Origin of the sequence: Nostoc sp. (assembly GCF_036917775.1) — a bacterium.
Taxonomy (GTDB): domain Bacteria; phylum Cyanobacteriota; class Cyanobacteriia; order Cyanobacteriales; family Nostocaceae; genus Nostoc.
Genome location: NZ_JBALEQ010000046.1, coordinates 1 through 24,863 on the forward strand (window position 1 = coordinate 1; position 24,863 = coordinate 24,863).

The window sequence follows — 24,863 nt, forward strand, 5'->3', positions numbered from 1 at the left end:
TCCGTAGGCGAGGCAGTTTTCATCCATGCCTCTTAATCTACCACCTCAGTAACCCATTTTTGACTGTAGCGTTTCTTATCGTGTGAACGGTTACAGATAGCGAACATTTTCTAATGCCTCCTTAACCATCAGACTAGTGAAATTCATAGTACATAAAGAAATATTTAGAATCATCTGACCTATCTGTTTGAAAGGACATCTAGAAGAAAAATGTTTGTATTTACCAAAAATAGATTCGATTATATCGGAAGTCGCCAAAAAAGTCTTTTCTAGAGGAAACTGAGAACTTTCAACTGTAATATATTCAAGAATATTGTGTCGAAAAACCGAAATAAGATTAGTTGAGGTTGGAACTGGAGTTTGGACTAAAAAGCGAGAGAAAAGCAGTCAGCAGTAACACTGACTGCCGTAAAGTCAATGAAAGTAATCAATAAATCATTGACGTGATGATCCTGACACAACTAGAAAAATTCCGCCAAGGTATCTACGATTGTTTGGGAAAAGCCAAAGATGCAGTATTTGAATTGATGGATTCAGTATTAACAAGTCCGAGTATCCCATCGTTTGTAAGCTTGTCACAAAGCCCAGTATTTCGACGGCAATGGTCGAGCATTTATGCAGCACTGCACGATAGCCGTCCACCGAAAAGGAAACTGATGAAGCTGCTGGTACAGGAGGTAGAGACGCATGAACAGCCATTTCTGGCAGGAGATCATAGCTTTTGGGCAAGACCAGAAGCGAAGACACTAAAAGAAAGAACTTTTCATGGGGACTCCAGGGGAAGCATAGGCATCGGACTTTCGTTACAGTACTGTCTTCGTGGATACCAGAGGCGGATGGGAGTTGGGCATTACCATTGAGACATAAACGAATTACCAGTTTTGAAACGCCAGCAAGTAAAGCCGCATTCCAACTAAAACAAATCACTCGTGAGTTAGGCAAAAGACCACTTGCCGCTTATGACCGAGGCTATGGCAACGCCAAATTTGTCCAAGCAACGGAGAAGATTGACGCAGACCTGTTGCTGCGTTTAGCTTCTAACCGATGCGTATGGGGTACACCCAGTGCTTACAAAGGACGAGGCGCACCATGTAAGCATGGTCATAAGTTTAAGCTAAATGACCCTGAAACTTGGACAGAGGCAACTGAAACTTTAGAAGTTGAAGACCCGAAAGTTGGTCGAGTGAAAGTAATGCGTTGGAGTGGGTTTCATTTCCTTCAATCCCCAAACCGAGCAATGGAAATCATTCGCGTCGAGGTGATCAAACCAGTAGGACGTAATCGTAAATTCCAAACCTTATGGCTAGCTTGGTTGGGTCAGACAATGCCTGCATTAGAGGATATTTGGCACAAATATCTACGCCGTTTTGCCCTAGAGCATTGGTATCGATTTGCCAAGCAGAGGTTATATTGGACACTACCTCAACCTAGTTCTACTCAGGCAGCAGAGCGATGGAGTGACAGTAAAGCCCCTGTTAACTTGGCAACTCTGGCTAGCCAGAGTGGCCTGCATCGACTCCCCATTGCCTTGGCAATCGAATCAGGATATCCTGTCTCCAGGACTTGTGGCACAAGCCTTTCCGCTAATTTTAGCCGCCATTGGCACTCCTGCTCAACCCCCTAAAACTCGCGGTAAATCACCTGGGCGTGCCCAAGGGCATCAGCCACCTTCGCGTAAGCGTTATCCCACTGTCAAAAAACACGCATCTAAAAAACCTAAAACCGAAAAATCACTTAAGAACGCTGATCTAACTGCTGCTTAGTTTCTGCTTCTTTTTCAACGATTCAACTTAACTCAGCCTCTAAAAGAAGTTGGGTAACTTTTTCTTGCTTTCTATTCATTGCTGCTAAATGCCAATTAGTTCAAACTCAAGTTAATTTATCGCGTCTTCAAAAATTATAAGAAATAGAGCAGTTGCATAATACAACTGCTCTAAAAAGTACTTAGATAGCTATTTACTCTATCTATCTACAGAACCCATAATTACGTCAACACTACCGAGGATGACCACAATATCTGCAACCTTCATCCCGCGTAGTAAATGTGGAACAATTTGGAGATTGTTGAAATCTGCGGCGCGAATCTTCCAACGTGCAGGGAAGACATTATCATCGCCAACCAAATAAATTCCCAATTCACCTTTGCCACTTTCTACACGGGCATAGATTTCACCCTTGGGTATCTTAAAGGTGGGGGAAACTTTTTTACCGATGAATTGGTAATCAAATGCGTCCCACTCAGATTTTTTACCTGCGGCTAAACGTTTTGCTTCCAGATTTTCGTAAGGGCCGCCAGGAAGTCCTTTAACTGCTTGGCGAATAATCTTCACAGATTCGCGCATTTCCCGCATCCGCACTACGTAACGGGCAAAGCAATCACCGGCGGTTTCCCACTGTACATCCCAGTCGAAATCGTCGTAGCATTCGTAATGGTCAACTTTCCGCAAATCCCATTGCACGCCAGAAGCGCGTAACATTGGGCCAGAAAGTCCCCAGTTAATTGCTTCTTCACGGGTGATAGTCCCAATACCCTCAACACGTCGCCGGAAGATGGGGTTATCTGTTACTAAGCGTTCGTACTCATCAATTTTAGGCAATAAGTACTCGCAAAATTCCAGACACTTATCTACCCAACCGTAAGGTAAATCGGCTGCTACCCCACCAACGCGGAAGTAGTTGTTATTCACCATCCGATATCCTGTGGCAGCTTCCCACAAATCATAAATCATCTCCCGTTCCCGGAACTGGTAGAAGAAGGGAGTTTGTGCGCCTACGTCAGCTAAAAAGGGGCCAAACCATAGCAAGTGGTTAGCAATGCGGTTCAACTCCAGCATGATGACGCGAATGTAGCTAGCGCGTTTGGGGACAGCGACACCTGCCAGCTTTTCTGGAGCGTTAACAGTGACAGCTTCGTTGAACATTCCCGCAGCGTAGTCCCACCGACTAACGTAAGGGACGTACATTACATTAGTGCGGTTCTCAGCAATTTTTTCCATTCCTCGGTGCAAATAGCCGATGACCGGTTCACAGTCAACAACATCCTCGCCATCCAGAGTCATGATTAGCCGCAGAACCCCGTGCATCGAGGGGTGGTGTGGCCCCATGTTTAGCACCATTGGTTCAGTGCGGGTTTCTAGTCTGGTCATAGATTTCGTGTTCTCCGTTCGTGAAAATATTGAATTCAACCGCGCAGATGCCAACTAGACCCAATTTATCTTGTTTGTCAAGCCAAAGTACGGGTTGTGGGAAGAGAGATTTGATTTGATGTTTAATTTTGTTGCACTTCTTCAACTATTATATGGAAGCTCGATATGCACTTAATTAAGGCATCGAATTTTTTTATCTCATGGTGCTGGGAGAACGGGGTGAAAGAAGATGCGTTTTTTCAATGATAACTATTGATTTCTGAGTTTCTACGTAAGCTATAGAGATATTGTGTCAGCTATATTACAGTTTTATGAGGCTGATACATATTTATGGCTTTCAATCAAGAGCGTTTTGATCGGCTAATTCAAAAGTTAGAAGTTTTTGCTAACAAACAACCGCATCTTTATAAATTGCACGTTGCTTTTTTAGCTACTTTGGGCTACGCATATATATTTTTGGTTCTAGCTTTAACATTGGGTCTGCTGGTAGGTATTGTCTTTTTGATGCTGAACGCTCAGTCAGTTAATGCTTCATCTTTGAAAGGTATTGTGTTTTTACTGGTGTTCGCATTGGTGTTAGTGCGATCGCTTTGGGTTTCTTTTCCCCCACCAACAGGTTTACCATTAGAATCCAAAGATGTACCCAATCTCTACTGTTTAATTAACGAAATCTCATCGAAGCTAAAAGCTCCACAGTTTCACCAGATTCTACTGACCAACGATTTTAATGCAGCAGTTGTCCAAATACCACGCTTAGGTTTGCTGGGCTGGCAGCAAAATTACTTAATTGTGGGTCTACCGCTAATGCTAGCACTGCCACCTGAACAATTTCGTGCCGTCTTAGCCCATGAGCTAGGACATTTGTCAGGAAATCATAGTCGTTTTAGTGGCTGGATTTATCGCCAACGTCAAACTTGGTATCGCATTATTAAAGGACTAGGACAAGGTGGAAATGAAGTATCATCGTTAATCTTTGATTGGTTTTTGACATGGTACAGCCCGTTTTTTAATGCCTATTCTTTTGTGTTGGCACGGATGGATGAATATGAAGCAGATAGATGTGCAGTTGAGCTAGCTGGAGAACAAAATGCTGCTGAAACATTGATAAATGTGGAAGTCAAAGCTAGATTTATAGAAAGATATTTTTGGTCTAGCATCTATAAACAAGTTGAAACAGAAATCGAACCACCAAAAATGACTTATATGGCTATGCAACAGGCTTTAAGTCAGAGACTTCATCAGGAAATAACAAGTAGTTATTTAATGGAAGCTTTAACAAAAAAAACTAATAATTCTGATACTCATCCTTGCCTGACAGATAGACTAAAAGCCTTGGGATACATCTTCAATCCTCAGCAGGAATTAGCTATATTTGCACCAATTGAAATCAGTGCTGCTCAAAAATTATTGGGAAATAGGTTAGAAAAAATTCTCGCACATTTTAGTCAAGCTTGGCGAGAAGAAATAGCAACACCTTGGCGACAAAAATATACTGATTTTCAACAATCAATAGCTACTTTAAAAGATTTAAATCAAAAAGCAAAAACACAACAGCTAACTTTAGATGAAGCTACTCAACGGGCATTTTTGATATTTGAGTTTGAGGGTGAAGAAGCGGTTATACCACTATTACAAGAAATTATTCATCGTGATGTTCGCCACGCCTCAGCTAATTATTTACTAGATCAAATATTACTAAATAAACAAGATAAAATCGGAATAGAATACATTGAAAGAGCAATAGAGCAAGATTCAACTATAGTCATAGAAGGTTGTCAGATAATTTGCTCTTTTCTTAAACAACAAGGAAAAATCAATGAAGCAAAATCTTATCAAGAACGTGCTATAAATTTTCATGAATTAATTTTGAAAGCACAGCAAGAACGTTCCAGTGTAAGAGAAAAGGATAAATTTGAATCTCATAATGTCTCAAACATAGAAGTAAATAAGCTTCGTCAACAGTTTTCTGATCGCCCATATATAATAACTGCTTACTTAGTTAAAAAAACATTGCAATATTTTCCTGAAAAACCGCTTTATGTTTTAGCTTTGAAGCGAGAATTTACATTTTTAGAAGGTATTGAGAAACCCGATCATTCTAAACTTGTGAACAGCTTGTTACAGGAAAATGAATTTCTCGGTAATGTATTCATTTTTATTTTAAATGACCATCTAAATATGGAGAAAAAACTAAAACAAATACCAAATTCGATGATCTACCACAAAAAAGGTAAAAAATAGCACTACAGATGCTTAAAGCTCAACATTTAAAGCTGACGTTGAGTGTTGAGTTTATGATATTTTCTTTTGTGTCTTAGTGGTTTAAAAACTATTTTTTAGCTAGAAACCACTAAGACACAAACAAAAGAATAGATAATTAAAGTTCATCTGTGGTTTTTTGCCCTAAGTCTCATGAATCGTCAGCTAGCTATTGAAGAACCGATATTTTCCCATCTGCCAGTGTTACCGCAAGAAGTGATTGCAGGTCTAGCGGTATCTCCAGGAGGTCATTATCTTGATACGACGGTAGGCGGTGGTGGTCATAGTCGCCTAATCTTAGAAGCTGCGGCCGATGTGCGGGTAACGGCCATTGACCAAGATGAGGATGCTTTAGTAGCAGCGAGGAAAGAATTATCAGAGTTTGGCGATCGCATACAATTTATTTATAGCAATTTTGCTGACTACGAGTTTCCCCCTAACAATTTCGATGGTATCTTAGCCGATTTGGGGGTAAGTTCTTACCATTTAGACCAAGCAGAAAGGGGTTTCAGCTTTCGCCAAGCTGCAAATTTAGATATGCGAATGGATCGGGGGCGATCGCTAACTGCTGCTGATGTGATTAATAATTGGGATGAAGCAGAATTAGCAGATATTTTCTTTAAGTACGGTGAAGAGAGATTATCGCGGCGCATTGCCAAACGTATTGTAGAACGGCGACCGTTGCACACGACTACAGAATTGGCTGATGCGATCGCTTCTTCAGTTCCCCCGAAATACCGTTATGGGAGAATTCACCCCGCTACCCGGGTTTTTCAAGCTCTGCGAATTGTCGTCAACGATGAGTTAAAATCCCTGGAAACCTTTTTGGATAAAGCCCCAAATGCCCTTGTCCCTGGCGGCAGAATTGCAATTATCAGTTTCCACAGCCTGGAAGATCGCCCGGTGAAGCATGGTTTAAGAAATTCACCTTTATTAAAAGTCTTGACAAAAAAACCAATTATTGCTAAAGAACAGGAAATTAGTCAGAATCCGCGATCGCGATCGGCCAAACTAAGGATAGCCGAAAGAGTTCTGAATGTTGAGTAAGGGAGATGAATTAATAACCCAAACCAATGCCCAATGCCCAATTCCCAATTCCCTAAAACAACAATCTGCTAATCTAGCGTTGTTGAGGAGTTAAAAAAAAGTAGATGGAAATTAGTAATCTGTTTACGGCGGGTGGCATAGTAATGTGGCCTCTGCTGGCGTTTTCCTTGTTAGGCGTGGCGCTAATTATTGAGCGGATCATCTTTTGGGTAAGAATAAATAATCGGCAAAACAAGGTAGTGCGAGAGGTGCTACAGCTTTATCGCCTTGATAATGTAGTTAGTGCTTTAGATAAGTTGCAGAAAAATGCTGATTTACCCATTGCTCGAATTTTTTTAGCAGCTTTAGAATTAGAAGAGCCGACACCAGAGGAATTTCGTTTGGCATTAGAAAGTGAAGCACAAGCCGAAATTCCCTTACTTAAGCGATCGCAAAATATTTTTGAGACAATTATTGGTCTTGCGCCATTATTGGGACTTCTCGGCACTGTCTTAGGATTAATTAACTCCTTTGCCTCTCTAAATATTGGAGATGTGGGAGGTACTAAAACAACAGGTGTCACATCTGGGATTAGTGAAGCTTTAGTATCCACAGCATCAGGATTAGTAGTAGCAATCTTTACACTATTATTTGCTAATACTTTCCGGGGACTCTATCAGCGCCAGATAGCTTGGATTCAAGAATATGGTGGACAGTTAGAATTACTCTACCGCCGTCGCTACGAGAGAGGCGATAAATCCTATGCGCCTACCCGATGAAGTGAAACTAGATAATAGGAAATTGGCAATCGGTAATTGAGATTAATTTAATACTTGTTACCGATTTTGCTCTGTAATTTTTGACTCTAATAGTGTTCTAAAATAACAAATAGCTTTTTCGCTACACTTTCGAGGGAATATTCTATGACTATTTGGGTAAATGAGCAAATTGATCCGTCTGGGATGATTCATGCCTGTATTGCTACTTGTAATGAATCTCAAGCTAAAGAGTGTCATGATTCCTTTCAGAATAATTTGACCGAGAAACAAAAGGCAGAGGGTTGGGTAGCGCAATTGCGGACAGTTGATTCTTGGGATGAAGTGCCGGTGAATTCTTTAAAACTCAATTAATTAGGTGAGATAGAGTTCATTTTTTGGGATTTTAATCGAACGGATTTCATGAGCATAGGCGTAGCCGCCATAGGGATCGCTTGTCTACACTTATGCTAATGCCTACAGCGATCGCAACAAATTCCATGACAACAGGTTAATAAAGGATAAAATTCGGATTAAAATTCTCAAATTATTATCTTATGCTTCTAAAAAAAGTAACATGAGAGAGGAAAAAGATGATTTTTCTGAACTTTTAAGAGCTATTATCTATAGCGTAGATTAAATTAAAAAACTTGTATAAGCCGAATCAATTTAGTGAACTATCCCAAAGTTTACACTTCGGAGCAAGCCTGTCCCATTAATTTAGTTGGCGAAACAGGACAAGCGGTTCAAATTTCAATTCATGCTCCCAGTCAATATATCTGTGCCAACTGCGAACGGATATTACCGGATTGGAAACGGCAACCGTTTTTACGAGTAGTGATTGTCTTGCAGCAATCGCGTTATCAATTAGTCAAAAAGACGGCAGAAGTAGAGTCAGAGAAAGAACGCTTACGAGAAAAGTTTATGCGATTTGGCTGCGATTTAGCATTTAATCTGCGCGATCGCGGCTATTTAACTGACCTGATCGACCCTCGTACAGGCTACCCTTTACTATCTCATCCTGGAGCAATTCCCCATGATGACACAGCAGTTGTCAAAGCTTTACTCAACTATCCAGTAATTAAAAATCAATGCCGTGTACTAGTGCATCCCGAATGGGGTACAGCAGTTTATCCTAGCATTTTGATATCAGAAGCTCCCCCAATTGTGATCGAATGGGTTACTAAAGGTATAGCAGCTATGCATGGGTGGAGAGAAATTGATTATTAGTTATTAATCATTGGTCATTGGTCATTGGGCGTTGGTTATTTCTACCTCATTCCTTTATATATATTGGAAATGAGGAAATAATAAATAGATATTGCGGTATTTAGAGATTATGGCGTGCTAAAAAAGACTTACTTCTAAGTCTAGGCTATTCCGTTCATCTGGCTGGAATGATTGGTGTATAAAAGCTTGATAGAAAGCAAAGCCAATATTTTGTAGTAGTTGAGATAGGCATAATGTATCAAAAGATGTGTTAAAACCTACTGATGAATAGAACCCAGCCTAATCACGTGAAAATTCGCCTAGTCGAACCGCAAGATAGAAATCAGATTTTTGATATCCAAAGAGATGCTATACAGAGACTTTGTTCCCAAGATTATAATCCTGAACAGATTCAAGGCTTATTGAACGATAAACAGTTAAATGACTTAGAAGGCAAAGATACCAAAGATATAGTTTTTGTTGCTGAAATTGGAGAAAAAATTGTTGGTTTCTCTGCGTACTCCAAATATTGGGTGAGTGCAATTTATGTCCATCCTCAATATGTGCGACAAGGAATTGGCACAGAGTTACTAAAAGCAATGGAACGCAAAGCTTTGTCCGAAAACATCAATACATTAGCTGTTTGTGCATCAATCACTGCTAAACCTTTTTATGAAGCATCTGGTTATCAAGAGTTTGGCGAAACTTACATAATTTCAAGTACTGGAATTTATATACCTTGTATCCGTATGCAAAAATGGCTATCTTCCGCTACTGAGGGAGAACAGCCGCAATCAGAGGATTTAACAGCCATTTGCAGATTTTTGCAATGGATACTGATTGGTAAATAAATCGCCAGAAATAAATCAAACTATGTGTTTTACAATCTCCAGAAATCTCTGTATCGTTGGGGATGTTTCGCTGCTGCACCAAATCATTGCAATGGCAACTTTTGGGCTGACTGGTTCGATATTTTTATAAACTACCCCAGTTCGTTGCAAATTTTGTAAAGATGCCGGCACAATTGCAACACCTATTTCGGCTGCCACTAGGCTAACAATTGTTTGCATCTGAATAGCTTGTTGACTTACAGAGGGACTAAAACCTGCTTGCTGGCAGAGACTAATAATTAAGTCGTAGAGTCCAGGCGCTAATATTCTGGGAAATAAAATAAAGGGTTCATTAGCAAGCGATCGCAAACACACATAAGATTGATTTGCTAGTAAATGTGATTCAGGTAATGCTACTATCAGCGACTCTTGAAAAATTATTTCCCAGCTGAATGTATTTTCCTCCACAGGTGGACGAACAAACCCTACATCTATCCGACCTGTGCGTAACCACTCTAACTGTTGATCTGTAGTCAGTTCATGCAACTCTAGACTCACACCAGGGGCACAATTCCGAAAGGTTCGCAAAATAGTTGGCAAAATATTATACGCGGCAGAACTGACAAAGCCGATCGCTAATTCTCCGAGTTCACCGCGACTAGTTTGTTGCCCGACTTGGATTGCCTGCTGCAATTGCCTGAGAATTTGTTGGACTTCATCTAGAAAAACCACTCCCGCTTCTGTTAAATTCACGCTTCGTTTTGTGCGATGAAACAGTTCAAAGCCCAATTCCTTCTCTAGCTGGCGAATTTGTTGACTTAAAGGAGGTTGGGCAATGTGCAATTTTTCTGCTGCCCGTCCAAAGTGCAGTTCTTCTGCCAAGGTGACAAAGTAGCGCAGGTGTCGTAGTTCCATCTGTTAGCTGAACTTATATCTTTTAAATATTAGTTAAGGTCAAAATATATATTGGACATAATTAATAATATTTTTTATTGTGATGATTATGCAGTCATCAACCTATCGAACTTGGTTGACGACTAGCAAACCAATACTCTGCAATGTAATTTCATAGTTTATGACTAATCTTCCATTACTCGACAATAATTGGAATACAGACCTGTATGAGGATAAACACGCCTTTGTCTGGCAATATGGCGATAACTTGCTGAAAGTACTCAACCCTAAGCCGGGAGAATCAATTTTGGATCTTGGTTGTGGGACTGGGCAACTAACAGAAAAAATTGCTCAAGCTGGGGCTGAAGTGACTGGAATCGATCGCGCATCCTCGATGATTGAGACAGCAAGACAAAACTATCCCCATCTACGCTTTGATGTTGCTGATGCTAGAGATTTTCAAGTATTGAAACCATTAGATGCTGTATTTTCCAACGCTGTTTTACATTGGATTAAAGAAGCAGATGCGGCGATCGCTTCCATACATCAAGCGTTAAAACCTGGGGGGCGTTTTGTCGCAGAATTTGGTGGTAAGGGAAATGTTCAAGCGATCGTCACAGCTTTGTACAGTGCTTTAGAGGCGATCGCTATCTCCCCGCAAGCACTGAATCCTTGGTATTTTCCTAGTATTGGTGAGTACGCTACCCTACTAGAACAACAAGGCTTTGATGTTACTTATGCCACCTTGTTTGCTCGTCCTACTCCCCTAACAGAAGGCGAAGCGGGGATGGCGAACTGGCTTGAGATGTTTGCCGATGCTTTTCTAGCAGGGCTGTCTGCTGACCAAAAAATACAAATAATTCGCACGGTGGAAGAGTATCTTTTGCCGACACTGTATCAAGAAGGTAATTGGACAGCAGACTATTGGAGAATTCGCATCGTTGCCATCAAACTTTAGATTGCTTGACAAATAATTCAAGGTTCGCACACGATCATTACAACACTACACAATCTATCTAAATTATCAGGTTTTTCAATACCTTCGCCAAAAAGAGAGCAAAACTAAATCGCTCTCCTTTATATTTGGATTATTATTTCAGAGTCAATCTGACGGTTTTCTATTCTGAAGCTAATCAAATTTACAAATAGATTCTGGTTTTACAGGACATATTTTGGGTGCGATCGGGTTACTTTTAATAATAAGAAAATTCAATTTTGTCAACACAGACAAAATATTGATATTATTGACTTTATTTGATTCCAGGTCGAGATAAGTCAAATTAATCAGAGATGATAAAGGCTTGATATCATTGATTTCATTTGAATCGAGGTTGAGAAAAGCCAATTTTGTCAGAGATGATAAAGGCTTGATATCACTGATTTTATTGAAGTTGAGACCGAGAAAAGTCAAGTTTGTTAGAGCAGACAAAGGCTTGATATCGCTGATTTTATTTATGCTAAGAGGGAGAGAAGTCAAGTTTGTTAGATTGGACAAAGGCTTGATATCACTGATTTTATTTGAGCCGAGAGAGAGATAAGTCAAATTAGTCAGATTGGATAAAGGCTTGATATCGCTGATTTTATTGAAATTGAGGGAGAGAAAAGTCAATTTTGTCAGAGTGGACAAAGGTTTGATATCACTAATTTCATTGAAGTCGAGGTTGAGACCAATCAAATTAGTCAGCTTTTGGTTAGCCTGCTTGCAATTTTGGGTTTGGGCTTTTTCTAAAAGAACCTCAACAGTATGTTTTGTCTGTGGAGGTAAAGTTGATTTTTGCTCACACCAATCTGTAAAACTTGTGGGAGTTGCCAAAGGAGCAGCAATAGTCTGTGTGGTGTAAAATCCCAAAGTAAAAGTAAATATTGTGGCGATGCTTAACGCAAGTTTCATTGCATTATCTTATACTATATAATTCTGCAATTACACTATACAAGCAATACCTTAATTTGGTATAAAAAAGTAATTAATTAAAAATAAAATCAGCTATTTTTCGGTCGCCGCAGTTTCTTGGAATTCATAGGGCCGAGAATTTGATTAAGGCTACGCAACTGTTCTGCTGTACCCATACCAATTAGGCGATCGCCTGGCATTAAAATTGTATCGCCAGTGGGGCCACCGATTAAAGCCCCATCAGCGCGGCGAATTGCCAGAACTAATGCCCCAGATTGCGATCGCAATCTCGCCTTTTGCAAACTTTGACCCACGAAGGGACAAAAAGCCGGGTCGAGTAAAAATTCTTCCATATACAACTGACGGTCTGCACCTGTCAAAATACCGTCTACAAAGTCCAATACTTGGGGTCTGAGAGCCGCAGCAGCCATACGCTTCCCACCAGTAATATAGGGGGATATCACTTCATCTGCACCACCGCGTCGTAACTTCTGCAAAGCTTCTTCTGTACTTGCTCGTGCAATCACCCGAATTCCTGTATTCAGTGTTTTGGCTGATAAAACGATGTATAAATTTTCGGCATCGGAAGGAAGGGCTGCAACGATACACATCGCCCGTTCAATACCAACTTTCAGAAGTGTGTCATCTAAGGTAGCGTCACCTTGATATGCTGTGTAACCTTCACTCTGCGCCCTTTGTACAGATTCCATATCAGCATCAATCACCACAAAAGGTACGCCTTCTGCCCGAAATTCCTTGGCAATTTGACGACCAGTGCGGCTAAATCCACAAATGATGTAGTGTTCTGTTAGGGATTCCATTAGCCGCCTCTGTTGCTGTAGCCGAATTCCTTCTTGAAAGTAGCCTTGAATGATCGCTTCTGTAAATCTGTTGACAATGTAACCGATATTCACTACACCCAACAAAATCAGGGCAATCGTAAATAATCTTCCTCGGCTACCCAGTGGATGCGTCTCTCCATATCCTACAGTTGCGAGAGTGATGACTGTCATGTAAGCTGCATCTTCCCATGACCAGCCCTCCACTAACGAGTACCACAAAGTGCCAATGAAGAAAACACCGCCGAGAGCGATCGCCCCAGCCATTAACTCCTTTTGGATACGTTGATATTTTTGCTCAAGTGTTGAAAATGACGTAAAAATAGTACTTTTAGCCTACTTTTTCTAGTTTTGTACTAACTTTATCGCATTTGTGCTTTTTAGTACATTCAAACTACAAGTTATCCAGCTATGACAGACCAGTGCGATCGCAGAACATTTTGGTCTACTGTGATTATCTCAATACTAGTAAATCACCATACTGTACTGTGTAGATAGTAGCTGCAAGGTACATAACTAGAGATGATTTCTGCTGTTGTTCGACCTCTGAATTTAGTAGTTGGTTTGCTGCTATCTTGTTGTTTCTTGCTCACAAGCTGTCACCCCACACAGATGAAAAGCAAAGCATCTCAGGTAGCTCAATTAGTTTTAGTTTCGCTAAGTGACCCAACTACTTTTAACTATGCCATTAATGACTCTCCATACAGTGTTTTCTCTTTGATTTACAAAGGATTGATCGATGAAAATGTTCTGACTACTAAGTTGGAACCAGGGCTGGCAGAATCTTGGTCAATATCTGCCGACCAAAAGCGAATTATTTTTACCTTAAAAACAGGATTAAAATGGTCAGATGGTGAACCTCTCACAGCAGATGATGTAGTCTTTACCTATCGAGACATTTATCTTAATAAAAAAATTCCCACTTTATATAGAGATTTTTTACGCATTGGTGATAAAGAAAGTTTCCCATCAGTGCAGAAACTAGATGATCTGCGAGTTGAGTTTATTTTTGTAGAACCTTTTGCCCCTTTTTTAAGATACGCCGAAAGACTAGCAATTTTACCTGTTCATGCCTTGCATTCTTCTGTATTCTCCAATGATGCTAATGGTAATCCTCAGTTTCTCTCAATGTGGGGAACCAATACCGATCCGCAAAAAATTATCTCCAATGGGCCTTACCAAATAGAAAGCTATACTCCTGGTGAACGGGTAATTTTACGACGCAACCCCTATTATTGGCGCAAAGATATTCAAAAGAATCCTCAGCCTTATATTGAACGTATTGTCTGGCAAATTATTGCTTCTACAGAAAATCAGTTACTCAGATTTCGCTCAGGTGAACTGGATACTTTGAATGTGACACCAGCAGTATTTGGGTTACTCAAAAAAGAGGAAAAACGAGGAAAATTTATTATTTATAATGGTGGAACTACTGCGGGTTTTAGCTTCGTGGGTTTCAATCTCAACCAAGCTATTAATTCCAAAGGTAAGCCTTTTATAGACCCAATCAAATCTCGATGGTTTAATAACTTAGCTTTTAGGCAAGCAGTTGCTTATGCCATTGACCGTAACCGAATGAAAACTAATATCTATCGCGGTTTAGGCAAAATCCAACATTCACCAATTGCTCTTCAAAGTCCTTATTATTTGTCCCCAGCAGCAGGATTAAAAGTTTATGATTATAATCCCCAGAGAGCTAGGCAGATGTTGCTCGAGGCTGGCTTTAAATACAACTCTCAAAAAGAACTGTTAGACCAGGATGGAAATCGCGTGCAATTCAATCTCTTGGTGAAAGCGGAAGATCAATCAAGAATCGATGCCGCAGTTCAAATCCAACAAGACTTCAGTCAAATTGGTATCAAAGCAGATTTGCAGATACTCAGTTTTAACGTAATATTGCAAAAGCTACTCTCTCGTCGAGATTGGGATTGTTATGTCGGTGCATTTGGTGTTCCCGGTGCAGATGTTGAACCTAATCTTTTATCTTTATTTTGGACTAGTCAAGGCTCATTTCATCAGTTCAACCAAGGTGCGCTACCAGGAAAACCCCCACTTAAAGGATGGGTAGTTTCTGATTGGGAGAGAGAAATTGACAGTCTTTTCGGTGCAGGAGTCAAAGAACTAGACCAGAGCAAGCGCAAGGCAATTTATGGCAGATTTCAGCAAATCGTTGCTGAACAGTTGCCGATATTCTGCCTTGTGAATCCAATCTCGTTTCAAGCAGTGCGTGAACGTGTCAATCCCATCAAGTTTTCTGCCTTGGGGTCAACTTTTTGGAATATTGATGAGCTGAAAATCACAGAGAAATAAAATAAAAGGGAAAAGGGAAAAGGGAAAAGGTTAAAGGGGAAAGGGGAAAGGGATGATGATTGTCGCGCCACTTGCGGGCGTTAGCGGAGCGGGACGCAGTACGGTTTTTACCTTCCTCATAAAATTTGGATTATTTCGCTTTACTTCGGGCGTTAGCGGAGCGGGACGAAGTACGGTTTTTACCTTTCCCCTTCCCCTTCTTCATAAATAGGACTTACGCAAAAGTACACGCAGTAGGGACAATACCTTGCGAGTTCGCTGAAAGCGTTCCTGTAAGAGTAGCCGCTTTGCGTCTACATGAATTGCCCTTACCTGTAAATAAGGGTTTCGGCTATTGTTTAGGTAAGTTTTATCTTGCTCAAGTGTTGAGTACAAAGTTTTTTCACCACCGCCAAGGTTATATAAGCGTTAGTCTAAGAAGAAGTACGAATTGTGCTAAATAAAAAGTAATTTTTAGGGATTTCTAGGAAACTAGTAAATAACTATATAATGAAAAACTTTCAGGAGGAGCGGTAGTGAGCCTACAAACTCTCGTTGACCAAGCCACCATCCCCCCAGATTCAGGGTCTGTAGTGTCTAGTCCCTTTGATGCAGATAGCTTTAATGAAGCTGTCATGTCTACCTACGGTCGGTTTCCCTTAGCCCTAGAACGAGGTGCTGGATGCCGGGTTTGGGATACACAGGGGCGAGAATATCTGGACTTTGTAGCGGGAATTGCCACTTGTACTTTAGGACACGCCCACCCAGTGATGGTAGAGGCGGTAACACGCCAAATTCAGAAGCTGCACCATGTCTCTAATTTGTACTACATTCCTGAACAAGGTGAATTGGCAAAATGGCTTGTTGAACATTCTTGTGCCGATCGCGTATTTTTCTGCAATTCTGGAGCTGAAGCTAACGAAGCTGCAATTAAACTGGCGCGAAAATATGCCCACACAGTATTAGAAATTGACAAACCAATTATTTTAACCGCCAATGCCAGTTTCCATGGTCGGACTCTGGCCACCGTTACCGCTACCGGACAACCGAAGTATCAAAAGTATTTTGATCCTTTGGTTCCTGGGTTCTACTACGTTAATTACAACGATATTAACGCTGTGGAAGTGGCGATTAGCGAGTTGGATGAAGGTGATTACCGGGTAGCGGCAATTCTGATTGAGCCATTGCAGGGAGAAGGCGGTGTGCGTCCGGGAGATGTTGCCTATTTCAAAAAGCTCCGGCAGATTTGCGATGAAACTGGCATTTTATTGATTTTTGACGAAGTGCAAGTTGGTATGGGGCGCAGTGGCAAATTATGGGCTTACGAACATCTTGGCGTTGAACCGGATATTTTCACCAGTGCCAAAGGCTTAGGTGGCGGTATCCCCATCGGTGCAATGATGAGCAAGAAATTCTGTGATATTTTTCAACCAGGGGAACACGCCAGCACCTTTGGCGGAAATCCTTTTGTGTGTGGTGTAGCACTCAGTGTTTGCCAGACATTGGAACGGGAAAATATTTTGCAGAATGTGCAAGACAGGGGTGAACAGTTGCGATCTGGATTGAAAGCGATCGCAGCGAAATATCCTCAGCAGATTGGCGAAGTTCGGGGTTGGGGTTTAATCAACGGTTTGGAGTTGCGAGTCGATATCCAATTAACCGCAGCAGATATCGTCAATGCTGCCATCAAAGAGGGTGTATTACTGGTACCAGCCGGTCCAAAAGTAGTCAGGTTTGTGCCACCGCTAATTGTCACAGAGGCGGAAGTAAACACTGCCTTGGAAGCTGTAGACAAGGCGATCGCTACTCTCACAAAGTAGGCAATCTGAAAAAAATTATAGATAGTAGGGGCGCACAGCTGGCTGTAGGCCCCTTTTTCATTCTGGGGAAATTTCCCGATAAGCTTGCCGACACTGTTCATAATTGTCTGGCACAATCTCAGCATTCCCAAAACATAATTGTTCGTGAGTGGTAATTAAAGTTTCGTAAGGCTGTATGGGAGTCACAGATGAGCGCAGCAATTGCAGATATTCTCCATCTGTACGGCTGAGTTTGTGGGGTGCGATCGCTTTTTGATGCAACTGCTGCAACATTGCTAAATAGACACAACGGCAAGCCTCACGGTAGTTACCTTGACGATAAAATTCTTGCGATCGCTCCAACAAAAGCGCTATGGATGCCTCACTAGAGCGAGTTTTTGCACGAAAATCAGTCAGATTGCCACTTCTATTCAGCCAAGAATATACATAAGGGCTGAATTCCCGCCATAATTGCCAACCCACCCAAACTACAAATAAGCCAATTACCAGCCAAAACAGAAATTTCAGCAACTCACCAAGCCAAGGGCTAATCGACCATCCATTAGGCAATTCTGGTAAAGTTTTCTCAAAGCGGTAAAACTGGTATTCCCACCATTCTCCCGCTTGTTGTTGAAATTGGGAAAGCTGCCAACTCCAGCTAGTTTTTTCAAAAGTATCTGTAGGCATAGAGGGGGAGGGGGGAGTGGGGGAGTGGGGGAGGTGTGGGAGGTGTGGGAGGTGGGGGAAGTGGGGGAGGTGGGGGAAGTGGGGGAGGCAGGGGGAGCAGAGGGAGAAGAACTATGATTATTAACCTATGCCCAATAACTAATGACTAATGACCCTTGACTCCTTTTTTATCATTATCCAGCCGATAACAACAAGTAGCGCACCGAATGCCAGAAATCCTAGATCCCAAGCTAACTCATTTGGGCCTGGTTTCACATGATGGACACCGAGAATTTGGTGGTCAATTAAACCTTCAACCAAGTCGAACAATCCACTGCCAATCAGTATTGATCCAATAAAGGTTTGTGATGACCAAGGAACATCATCACGCCGTCCAGCACGCCATAGTAACACAAGTCCAGTGGCGGTGAATACCCAATCTAAGGTATGAAAGAACCCATCCCATACCATGTTCAAATCTATATTCGCTCTGTTTGTCAGAGGTCGAATGCTACTAAGCATGTGATGCCACTGGAGGATCTGATGCAGTAAAATTCCATCAATAAACCCTCCAAGACCCACACCTAGAAAAATCCCAGCAGTAATTAGTGGTGCGCGTCGGTTGATGGTTCCACTTTTTGCCTCCATTGTCAACCTCATAGATAGGCTTTTTCACCAAAATACAACTCTTTTGGCAAAAATATCTTCTACCTTGAGGCAAGTAGGAACGTTGAAGAAGGCAGGAGGGCAATATTCTTCTCAATTTAAAAATTAATTAATCTTCAACTTTTATTTGCATACCAGCTTTCACTGGGTCGAAATCTTGGGGAAAATGGGTGCTGCGATCGTAGTCTGCTTTTTCTAGCTTTGCTCCTTTGAGATCGGCTTGGCGGAGATTCGCTGACATCAACAATGCTCCCCTAAGATCGGCATCCCTCAGATTAGCTTGTTCGAGATCGGCGAAACTCATGTCGGTTCCCCTGAGATTAGCCCCACTTAGGTTAGCTTCACTCAAGTCAGCATAACTCAGGTCACATCCTTTCAAGTTAATGCCTTGCAAATCGGCATCACCCAGTTCTGCTTTACTAAAGTCCCGTTTTCCTGCTGCATAACTCTCCACAAGAGTAGCGGCAGTATTTATGGGCTGTTGAGAATTAACTTCAGGCATATAACAGCCTCACAGGTTGTCTAGTTATTACTGTCAATAAGGATTACATCACAAAAAACGTCTAACTAGACAATTGAGATAGCAAATTTTTCAAACTATTTTGCTTAAGGTGTAGTTTAACTGACTAGTTACTCAAAATTTTCATCTTTCGACTATATTTTTTGTAAAAAATATTTTGTATTATATCCGTTTTATTACTTACTAAACCCCCAAAAAGGCCACCTTGCTAAAGCTATACTTTGTCTCTGCTACCCTTGTTTTGTATAGAAATAGCAGATTAGAGGCTCTAACTCTAGTGATACAACAGTTAGCCAGAGCCTCAATTAATACATTCTTATACGGTGTATGGTAACAAGCAAAGCCTCATCAAGTTAGATTTTTATTACTTGTGTAGACATATAACTAATTACCCAGACTTGATATCACACTAAGAATTTTCTGCTTACTTACTTGAAATTACTGCACATCTACATATAACATCCAGATGTGCCAAATATGGTCAAAGCGGAAATGACTATGAATTCAAGATAAAGGATGAAAATTTTCCCACTTCACCCTTTCTAAATGTAATACATGAGTTCCTTCTGCTTTCTTAGCGATCTTCGTTCACAAAGGTCTTGGAGTGTATATTTTTCCAAAACGGAGTTAGCAGCCTGACGTGCTTCCTGCCAGACTTCCTGAATTAGCTCACCTTCTACCGTGTTGGGAGTCGGCTCAGAATCAGATACAACAATATCTGACCCTTCCATGCAGCTAAAAGCATCTAACACTGTAATCTTTCCAGGGTCTCGTGCCAAAACATAGCCACCTTTAGCTCCGCGTATACTCTTAATTAAACCTCCACGTCTTAATGTTGCCAGAAGTTGTTCCAAATAGCGGTTTGGTATATCTTGTAAGACCGCTATTTCTCGAATTTGCAGCGCTTCACCGTTAGGGTAGCAGGTTGCTAACTCTAACAGAGCTAGAAGTGCGTATTCTGATTTGTTAGAGATGACCACAGGCGTAATATTTTAAACTCACACTTAAATATACAAAGTCATTGAGTTTGTTTCCCTAAGCTATTGTTAAGAAAAACTTTACAATCAACTAATTGTTGACCGGCTAACTCTACTTTAAAGACCTTTTAGTATAGAAGCAATTACTTTTTGTTTTGAATTCGATAAATAAAAGTGATTTATTATTGCAGACTCTTCCTGAGTGTAAAGTGACTTGCAAGCTTGTTATATCTAGTTTTTAAGCAATTTTGTCAATTATTTTTGCAGATTGTTAGTCTAAAGTGGGGAGATTTAGGTAGCCATTGGAAGGTAACAACCTTCAAAAGCAAACCCATAACAGATAAAAGCAGCATTAGTGTAAGCCACTACCCATGCAAATTTATCGAAAATGGCAGGATGACTGTAAAGGTAGTTCCTGCACCGATCGCACTTTCGACAATAATCTCGCCGCCATGTAAATCTACAGCCTGCTTGACGATGGACATCCCTAATCCCATTCCTGGGATATTGGCTGTATTGCTGGCGCGATGGAAGGGTTCAAATATGTGTTCAATGTCAGCAGGAGGAATGCCAATACCAGAGTCTTGAGTCTGGAATATAGCTCGATCGTTGGTAGCGGTGATAGAAAAATTAACTGTGCTACCAATGGAAGAGTATTTTAGACAATTTGAGAATAAATTAGTCAAAATTTGTCGCAGTAGTTTAGCGTCTAGGTTAGCTGAGGTACATTGGCACTCACTGCTAAAAACGATCGCGTGTTGAGAGCGATCGCGCTGTTCTAATTCTTCTAATAAATCGCGGCAAAATTCCACCAAATTTAAGGGTGTTGGATTAAACTCTAACTTGCCTGTTTCATCCTGATTCAGCACCAATAAATCATTCAGCAACTGGGTTATGTGCATAACAGATGTTTGAATGCGACGTAGGTGAATCTGTTGACGCTCGTCGCTCCATAGATGGCGATAATGTTCTAGTAGTTCTGCCGAAGAGTAGATCGTAGCCAAAGGGTTGCGAAACTCATGAGAGGCGGTGGTGAGTAACCGGGATGTAAGTTCACTAAACTCTCTTTCTTTGGCAAGTGCTTGTCGCATCGCCTCTTCTGCCCATTGCAGCTTGGCTTGAATGCGCTTGCTTTCGCTAATATCGCGCAATAGCCAACGCAAACCAACTAAGTTACCTTGTTGATTACGGATAGCAGCCACCTTCATCGCCGCAACAATGGGTGTTTTGTGACGTGGCCGCATATTTGCTTCCCACTCTTGCATTTTCCAGTCTGGAGTTTCGGTGCGATCGCTCAGATGAGTCAGTTTCAAATGAAAAGCAATCAGTTCTTTCTCAAGCACAAAAATTCCTAAAGGTTTGCCCAACAGGAAATTCTTTGAGATGTTCAACATATTCTGGGCGGCAGAATTAGCTTCCTGAATTACTCCTATTGGATCAGTTACCAAATAGGCATCTGGTACTTCCTCAAACAATTCTTGGTAGCGTTGACCTTGTGCTATTAAGGACTGTTGAGCGTTAAATAATTCTTCATTCTGTTGCTGTAAGTCTTCATTAGCTATTTGCATTTCTTCCAAAGCTAGGTAGAGTTCCTTGAATACATCTGTGATGAATTCAATATCTTCCTTTGCTTTTTGCTGTTCAGTCTGGCGTTGCAAAAGAGCGACGCGCTTACGCATAAGCTCTATCTGTAAGGCTAGATCGTCCAAGTTCACGCTCTTACTCCTAATTTGGATCTCTAAAGTTGAGTTTTACTTTAGATTCTCTACTGGGACGATCTTAGCTTTTGCTGTTCAACAGTTATTAGACATATCCAAATTAGAAGTCCCTAAATGTTTTTATCTGGCTATGTCACTCAATTTAGCTCTTAAATCTGCCCATTTGATACCTTCTAGGCTGGGTAAGACGATATGAGCAGATCCAACTCGTTCAACGGGGCCAAGTCCTATTGCCCACATCCCAGCAGCTAGAGCCGCCTCAATCCCTGCTGCGGCATCTTCTACAACTACAGATTGTACTGGTTCAAGTCCTAGCTGCTTGGCTGCATATAAAAATAGATCGGGTGCTGGTTTGGGTTGCTCTACACTATAACCGTCTGCGATCGCATCTACTTTATCAGCAATGCCCAATCGCTCGATTACTGTACGGGCATTTTTGCTGGCTGAACCAATGCCGATTTTAATCCCAGCTTGTCGCAGTTCATCCAAAAAGGCGATCGCACCTGGTAATAAATCCTTAGATGTCATATTTTGAATCAATTCCACATAGTAGCGATTCTTCCGCTCCATCATCTCTTGGATTTGTGCTTCCGAATATGGTCTATCCCTAAGAATTAACATCAGGGAAGCACGGCGAGAGACACCCCGCAGCGCTTCATTATCCTGGCGATTAAACGGTATCCCCTCTTCATCTGCTAACTTCTTCCAAGCTAGATAATGAAGTTCTGCTGTATCTGTCAGCACACCATCTAAATCGAAAATGAATCCTTGGATGTTGGATTTTGGATGTTGGGAATTGGACATGGGCGATTGGGCATTGGTTATCTGCATTGTCTCCTTGTCTCCTTGTCCCCTTGTCTCCTTGTCCCCCTGTCCCCCTGTCCCCTTGTCCCCCTGTCCCCTTGTCCCCATGCCCCCTTGTCCCCGATGTAAATCGAAATCGTGCCATTTATTGCCCCAGTGCAGTTTAAACTTCAGGCGCGTCCAACCATCAGGCAGATGGGGGTTGGCTACTGGGCCATTTTCAGTGATTTGGATGCCACCGAATCCAAAAATTACAGCTTGCCAAATGCCACCAGCACTAGCGCCATGAATTCCATCGCTGGTGTTACCTCGGTTATCTTCAAGATCCACCATTAATGCTTGCATAAACACTTCGTAAGCTTCGGTTGATTTGCCTAAATCAGAAGCTAAGATGGCGTGAACTGCTGGGCCAAGGGAAGAACCATAAGTAATATCGGTACGGGGTGCGTAGTAATCCCAGTTTGCCTGCAATGCTTTTTTGCTGTAAGGAAAATCTGCTGATTCTCGCATTAAATAAAGAAGCATCAATATATCTGGTTGTTTGATTACTTGATATTTGTTGATTTTCTCAACACCCAAGATCGGTTGCATAGAGCGATCGCGTGGTTCGTAGTCTGCTAAATTTATATCTTCTAATTGGAAAAATCCCTCGAACTGCTCAATGAGTTCTGTTACTGGGTTATAGAGAAACAATATTTTATTGATAATATCTTGCCAGTGAGATCGCTCTTGGGCGGTGAGTTGTAGTTTTTCTTCTAATTCTTTAGCTCGTTTGGGGAATTTTTCAACCAACCAATCATAGACTGCGATCGCTTTCTCTAAATGCCATTGCGCCATCCGGTTTGTAAAAGCGTTGTTGTGAACGAGTTCATGGTATTCATCCACTCCAATCACACCCTGAATTTCATACTGTTGACGCTCAGGATTGAATTCTACTCGGCTAGCCCAGAAGATAGCGGTATCTAAGATAATCTCTGCACCAGACTTTTGCATCCACTCATCATCACCAGTGGTTTGCCAGTAATTCCAAGCGGCGTAGGGAATATCTGCATTGATATGAATTTCGCGATCGCGGCACCAAATCCGCACATCTTCACCATAAAAATCATTTCCCAGTGCCCAACGTGGTGTTACTTCATCTCCACTATCAGCACTTTCCCAGGCAAACATTGCCCCTTTATAGCTGTAATGGGTTGCCTTGCGTCTAGCTCCTGGTAAGGTATGCCAACGGTAACTGAGTAAGTTTCGAGCGATCGCTGGCTGGGTAAATATAAATAGGGGTAGCATAAAAATTTCTGTATCCCAAAATATATGACCGCGATAGCCAAATCCCGAAAGGGTTTTAGCAGGAATGCTCACCTTGTCATCATTTGGTGGCCCAGCAATCAGCAGCTGAAACAGATTGTAGCGAACAGCAAAAGTAGCTGTGCTATCCCCCTCAATCAAGATGTCACTTTGCTGCCAAACCTCATCCCATGCCTGCTCATTGGCTTTTTGTAGTGTTGCAAAGTCTGGGAGGTGCGCGAGTTTTTCTTGAGCAGCTGAAACTGGGGTATCAATTTCGCGTGAGGTAAAAACTGTCACTAATTTTTCTATTGTTACGACCTGTTGCGCCTTAGCTAAGAAGGTAGTGCTTAAGGTTGGATAACCAGGTGCGGTATTGACTTGCAAAGAGGCTTCAGCACCTAATATTGTCACCTTAGCTCCCATACCAAGTTCAATTCGGGAGTGGCGGGTGCGGCGTTGTAACCAGATTCCTTGGTCAGTTTTGCCCTGATCTAGTCCTTCCCAGTGATTGAAACCCTGATTTTCTGGATAGCCGTTGATACTAGCTTGAATTTCGATTAACCCATCAAAATCTATTGGCGTTAAATGGCAGCGTAGCGCCAACACGTGCGGATCTGCAAGACTGGCAAAGCGTTCAAAGCTGATGTCTATTGTGTTTCCACTAGGAGAACGCCAACGCAAAGCTCGGATGATTAGTCCCTGACGGAGATCGAGTTGGCGATCGTAGCTCAATATCTCACCTTGATCGAGACGGAAGCGATCGCCATTCACAATTACTATCAAGGGTAGCCAGTCAGGGCAATTTACCAGTTCCGTGTACACTACTGGCACATCGTCGTAGACACCGTTGATAAAAGTAGCTGGTAATGAATGAGGATACCCTTCCTCAAAACTACCTCTTGTTCCCAAGTATCCATTGCCGATTGTAAAGACAGTTTCTTTTGATTGCAATTGGTCAGGATCAAACTGGGTTTCGATTAATATCCAGTCTGTGTAAATAAAATGGCGAGAACGGTCTTTTGTTTGCATAAAGTGGGAATGGGGAATGGGATTGGGAAATTTAATTTAGAGGTGGATTAACGGAGTTCAGAGGTGGATTAACGGAGTTCAGAGGTGGATTAACGGAGTTCAGAGGTGCATTAATGGAGTTCAGAGGTGCATTAATGGAGTTCAGAGGTGGATTAACGGAGTTCAGAGGTGGATTAACGGAGTTCAGAGGTGGATTAACGGAGTTCAGAGGTGGATTAACGGAGTTCAGAGGTGCATTAATGGAGTTCAGAGGTGCATT

At 41.7% G+C, this 24,863-nt stretch carries 20 protein-coding genes and 1 pseudogene; 10 read left to right on the top strand and 11 right to left on the bottom strand.

Annotation, left to right across the window (positions count from 1 at the left end; all coding sequences use genetic code 11):
* Positions 1-446: 446 nt before the first annotated feature.
* Positions 447-1,763, top strand: a pseudogene (locus V7K69_RS07200) (NF041680 family putative transposase).
* A 198-nt stretch (positions 1,764-1,961) separates the two neighbouring features.
* On the opposite strand, the gene V7K69_RS07205 reads toward V7K69_RS07200, so the two are convergent.
* A complete protein-coding gene (locus V7K69_RS07205; RefSeq protein WP_335032728.1) occupies positions 1,962-3,146 on the bottom strand; it encodes an NAD(P)H-quinone oxidoreductase subunit H in 1,185 nt (394 codons plus the stop codon).
* A 330-nt stretch (positions 3,147-3,476) separates the two neighbouring features.
* Here V7K69_RS07205 and V7K69_RS07210 point away from each other — a divergent pair, with 330 nt between their 5' ends.
* The 6 genes from V7K69_RS07210 (at position 3,477) to V7K69_RS07235 (ending at position 9,246) form a co-directional block, all read left to right on the top strand.
* Positions 3,477-5,387 carry a M48 family metallopeptidase gene (locus V7K69_RS07210; RefSeq protein WP_335032730.1) on the top strand — a complete coding sequence of 637 codons (1,911 nt, stop codon included), beginning with the start codon at positions 3,477-3,479 and terminating at the stop codon, positions 5,385-5,387.
* Positions 5,388-5,558: 171 nt separating this feature from the next.
* Positions 5,559-6,452, top strand: a complete 894-nt coding sequence (rsmH, locus tag V7K69_RS07215) for a 16S rRNA (cytosine(1402)-N(4))-methyltransferase RsmH (RefSeq protein ID WP_335032732.1) — start codon at positions 5,559-5,561, stop codon at positions 6,450-6,452.
* A gap of 104 nt (positions 6,453-6,556) precedes the next feature.
* The gene (locus tag V7K69_RS07220; RefSeq protein ID WP_335032734.1) at positions 6,557-7,210 is read left to right on the top strand and encodes a MotA/TolQ/ExbB proton channel family protein; all 654 of its coding nucleotides are present in this window, start codon (positions 6,557-6,559) and stop codon (positions 7,208-7,210) included.
* Positions 7,211-7,354: 144 nt separating this feature from the next.
* Positions 7,355-7,561: a glycogen debranching protein gene (locus V7K69_RS07225; protein ID WP_193946573.1), complete on the top strand. Its 207-nt coding sequence runs from the start codon at positions 7,355-7,357 to the stop codon at positions 7,559-7,561.
* A gap of 297 nt (positions 7,562-7,858) precedes the next feature.
* Positions 7,859-8,416, top strand: coding sequence for a methylmalonic aciduria and homocystinuria type D protein (locus tag V7K69_RS07230; RefSeq protein ID WP_335032737.1), 558 nt, complete (start codon positions 7,859-7,861; stop codon positions 8,414-8,416).
* A gap of 263 nt (positions 8,417-8,679) precedes the next feature.
* Positions 8,680-9,246, top strand: coding sequence for a GNAT family N-acetyltransferase (locus V7K69_RS07235; RefSeq protein WP_335032739.1), 567 nt, complete (start codon positions 8,680-8,682; stop codon positions 9,244-9,246).
* A gap of 15 nt (positions 9,247-9,261) precedes the next feature.
* On the opposite strand, the gene V7K69_RS07240 is transcribed toward V7K69_RS07235, so the two are convergent.
* Positions 9,262-10,140: a LysR family transcriptional regulator gene (locus V7K69_RS07240; RefSeq protein WP_335032741.1), complete on the bottom strand. Its 879-nt coding sequence runs from the start codon at positions 10,138-10,140 to the stop codon at positions 9,262-9,264.
* Positions 10,141-10,300: 160 nt separating this feature from the next.
* Between V7K69_RS07240 and V7K69_RS07245 the strand changes: the two genes are divergently transcribed.
* Positions 10,301-11,077, top strand: coding sequence for a class I SAM-dependent methyltransferase (locus V7K69_RS07245; RefSeq protein WP_335032743.1), 777 nt, complete (start codon positions 10,301-10,303; stop codon positions 11,075-11,077).
* 171 nt (positions 11,078-11,248) lie between these two features.
* On the opposite strand, the gene V7K69_RS07250 is transcribed toward V7K69_RS07245, so the two are convergent.
* Together V7K69_RS07250 and V7K69_RS07255 are read right to left on the bottom strand one after the other, a co-directional pair.
* Positions 11,249-12,010 carry a leucine-rich repeat domain-containing protein gene (locus tag V7K69_RS07250; RefSeq protein ID WP_335032745.1) on the bottom strand — a complete coding sequence of 254 codons (762 nt, stop codon included), beginning with the start codon at positions 12,008-12,010 and terminating at the stop codon, positions 11,249-11,251.
* 89 nt (positions 12,011-12,099) lie between these two features.
* The gene (locus V7K69_RS07255; protein ID WP_335032747.1) at positions 12,100-13,116 is read right to left on the bottom strand and encodes a potassium channel family protein; all 1,017 of its coding nucleotides are present in this window, start codon (positions 13,114-13,116) and stop codon (positions 12,100-12,102) included.
* Positions 13,117-13,371: 255 nt separating this feature from the next.
* On the opposite strand from V7K69_RS07255, the gene V7K69_RS07260 reads away from it, so the two are divergent.
* A complete protein-coding gene (locus tag V7K69_RS07260; RefSeq protein WP_335032749.1) occupies positions 13,372-15,159 on the top strand; it encodes an ABC transporter substrate-binding protein in 1,788 nt (595 codons plus the stop codon).
* Between the two features lie 515 nt (positions 15,160-15,674).
* On the top strand, positions 15,675-16,958 hold the full coding sequence (locus tag V7K69_RS07265; protein WP_335032751.1) for an aspartate aminotransferase family protein: 1,284 nt from the start codon (positions 15,675-15,677) through the stop codon (positions 16,956-16,958).
* Between the two features lie 57 nt (positions 16,959-17,015).
* On the opposite strand, the gene V7K69_RS07270 is transcribed toward V7K69_RS07265, so the two are convergent.
* The 7 genes from V7K69_RS07270 to V7K69_RS07300 all read right to left on the bottom strand — a co-directional run.
* A complete protein-coding gene (locus tag V7K69_RS07270; RefSeq protein WP_335032753.1) occupies positions 17,016-17,624 on the bottom strand; it encodes a DUF4129 domain-containing protein in 609 nt (202 codons plus the stop codon).
* Positions 17,625-17,762: 138 nt separating this feature from the next.
* Positions 17,763-18,251: a DUF2243 domain-containing protein gene (locus V7K69_RS07275; RefSeq protein ID WP_163939266.1), complete on the bottom strand. Its 489-nt coding sequence runs from the start codon at positions 18,249-18,251 to the stop codon at positions 17,763-17,765.
* A gap of 127 nt (positions 18,252-18,378) precedes the next feature.
* On the bottom strand, positions 18,379-18,771 hold the full coding sequence (locus V7K69_RS07280; RefSeq protein WP_335032755.1) for a pentapeptide repeat-containing protein: 393 nt from the start codon (positions 18,769-18,771) through the stop codon (positions 18,379-18,381).
* A gap of 560 nt (positions 18,772-19,331) precedes the next feature.
* Positions 19,332-19,769 carry an RrF2 family transcriptional regulator gene (locus V7K69_RS07285; RefSeq protein ID WP_335032757.1) on the bottom strand — a complete coding sequence of 146 codons (438 nt, stop codon included), beginning with the start codon at positions 19,767-19,769 and terminating at the stop codon, positions 19,332-19,334.
* 362 nt (positions 19,770-20,131) lie between these two features.
* Positions 20,132-21,481 carry a PAS domain-containing sensor histidine kinase gene (locus V7K69_RS07290; RefSeq protein ID WP_335032759.1) on the bottom strand — a complete coding sequence of 450 codons (1,350 nt, stop codon included), beginning with the start codon at positions 21,479-21,481 and terminating at the stop codon, positions 20,132-20,134.
* 123 nt (positions 21,482-21,604) lie between these two features.
* Positions 21,605-24,604 (bottom strand): beta-phosphoglucomutase, encoded by a 3,000-nt coding sequence (gene pgmB / locus V7K69_RS07295; protein ID WP_335032761.1) that lies wholly within the window; start codon positions 24,602-24,604, stop codon positions 21,605-21,607.
* A 31-nt stretch (positions 24,605-24,635) separates the two neighbouring features.
* The coding region (locus V7K69_RS07300; RefSeq protein WP_335032763.1) for a hypothetical protein at positions 24,636-24,863 on the bottom strand (228 nt) is incomplete at its 5' end.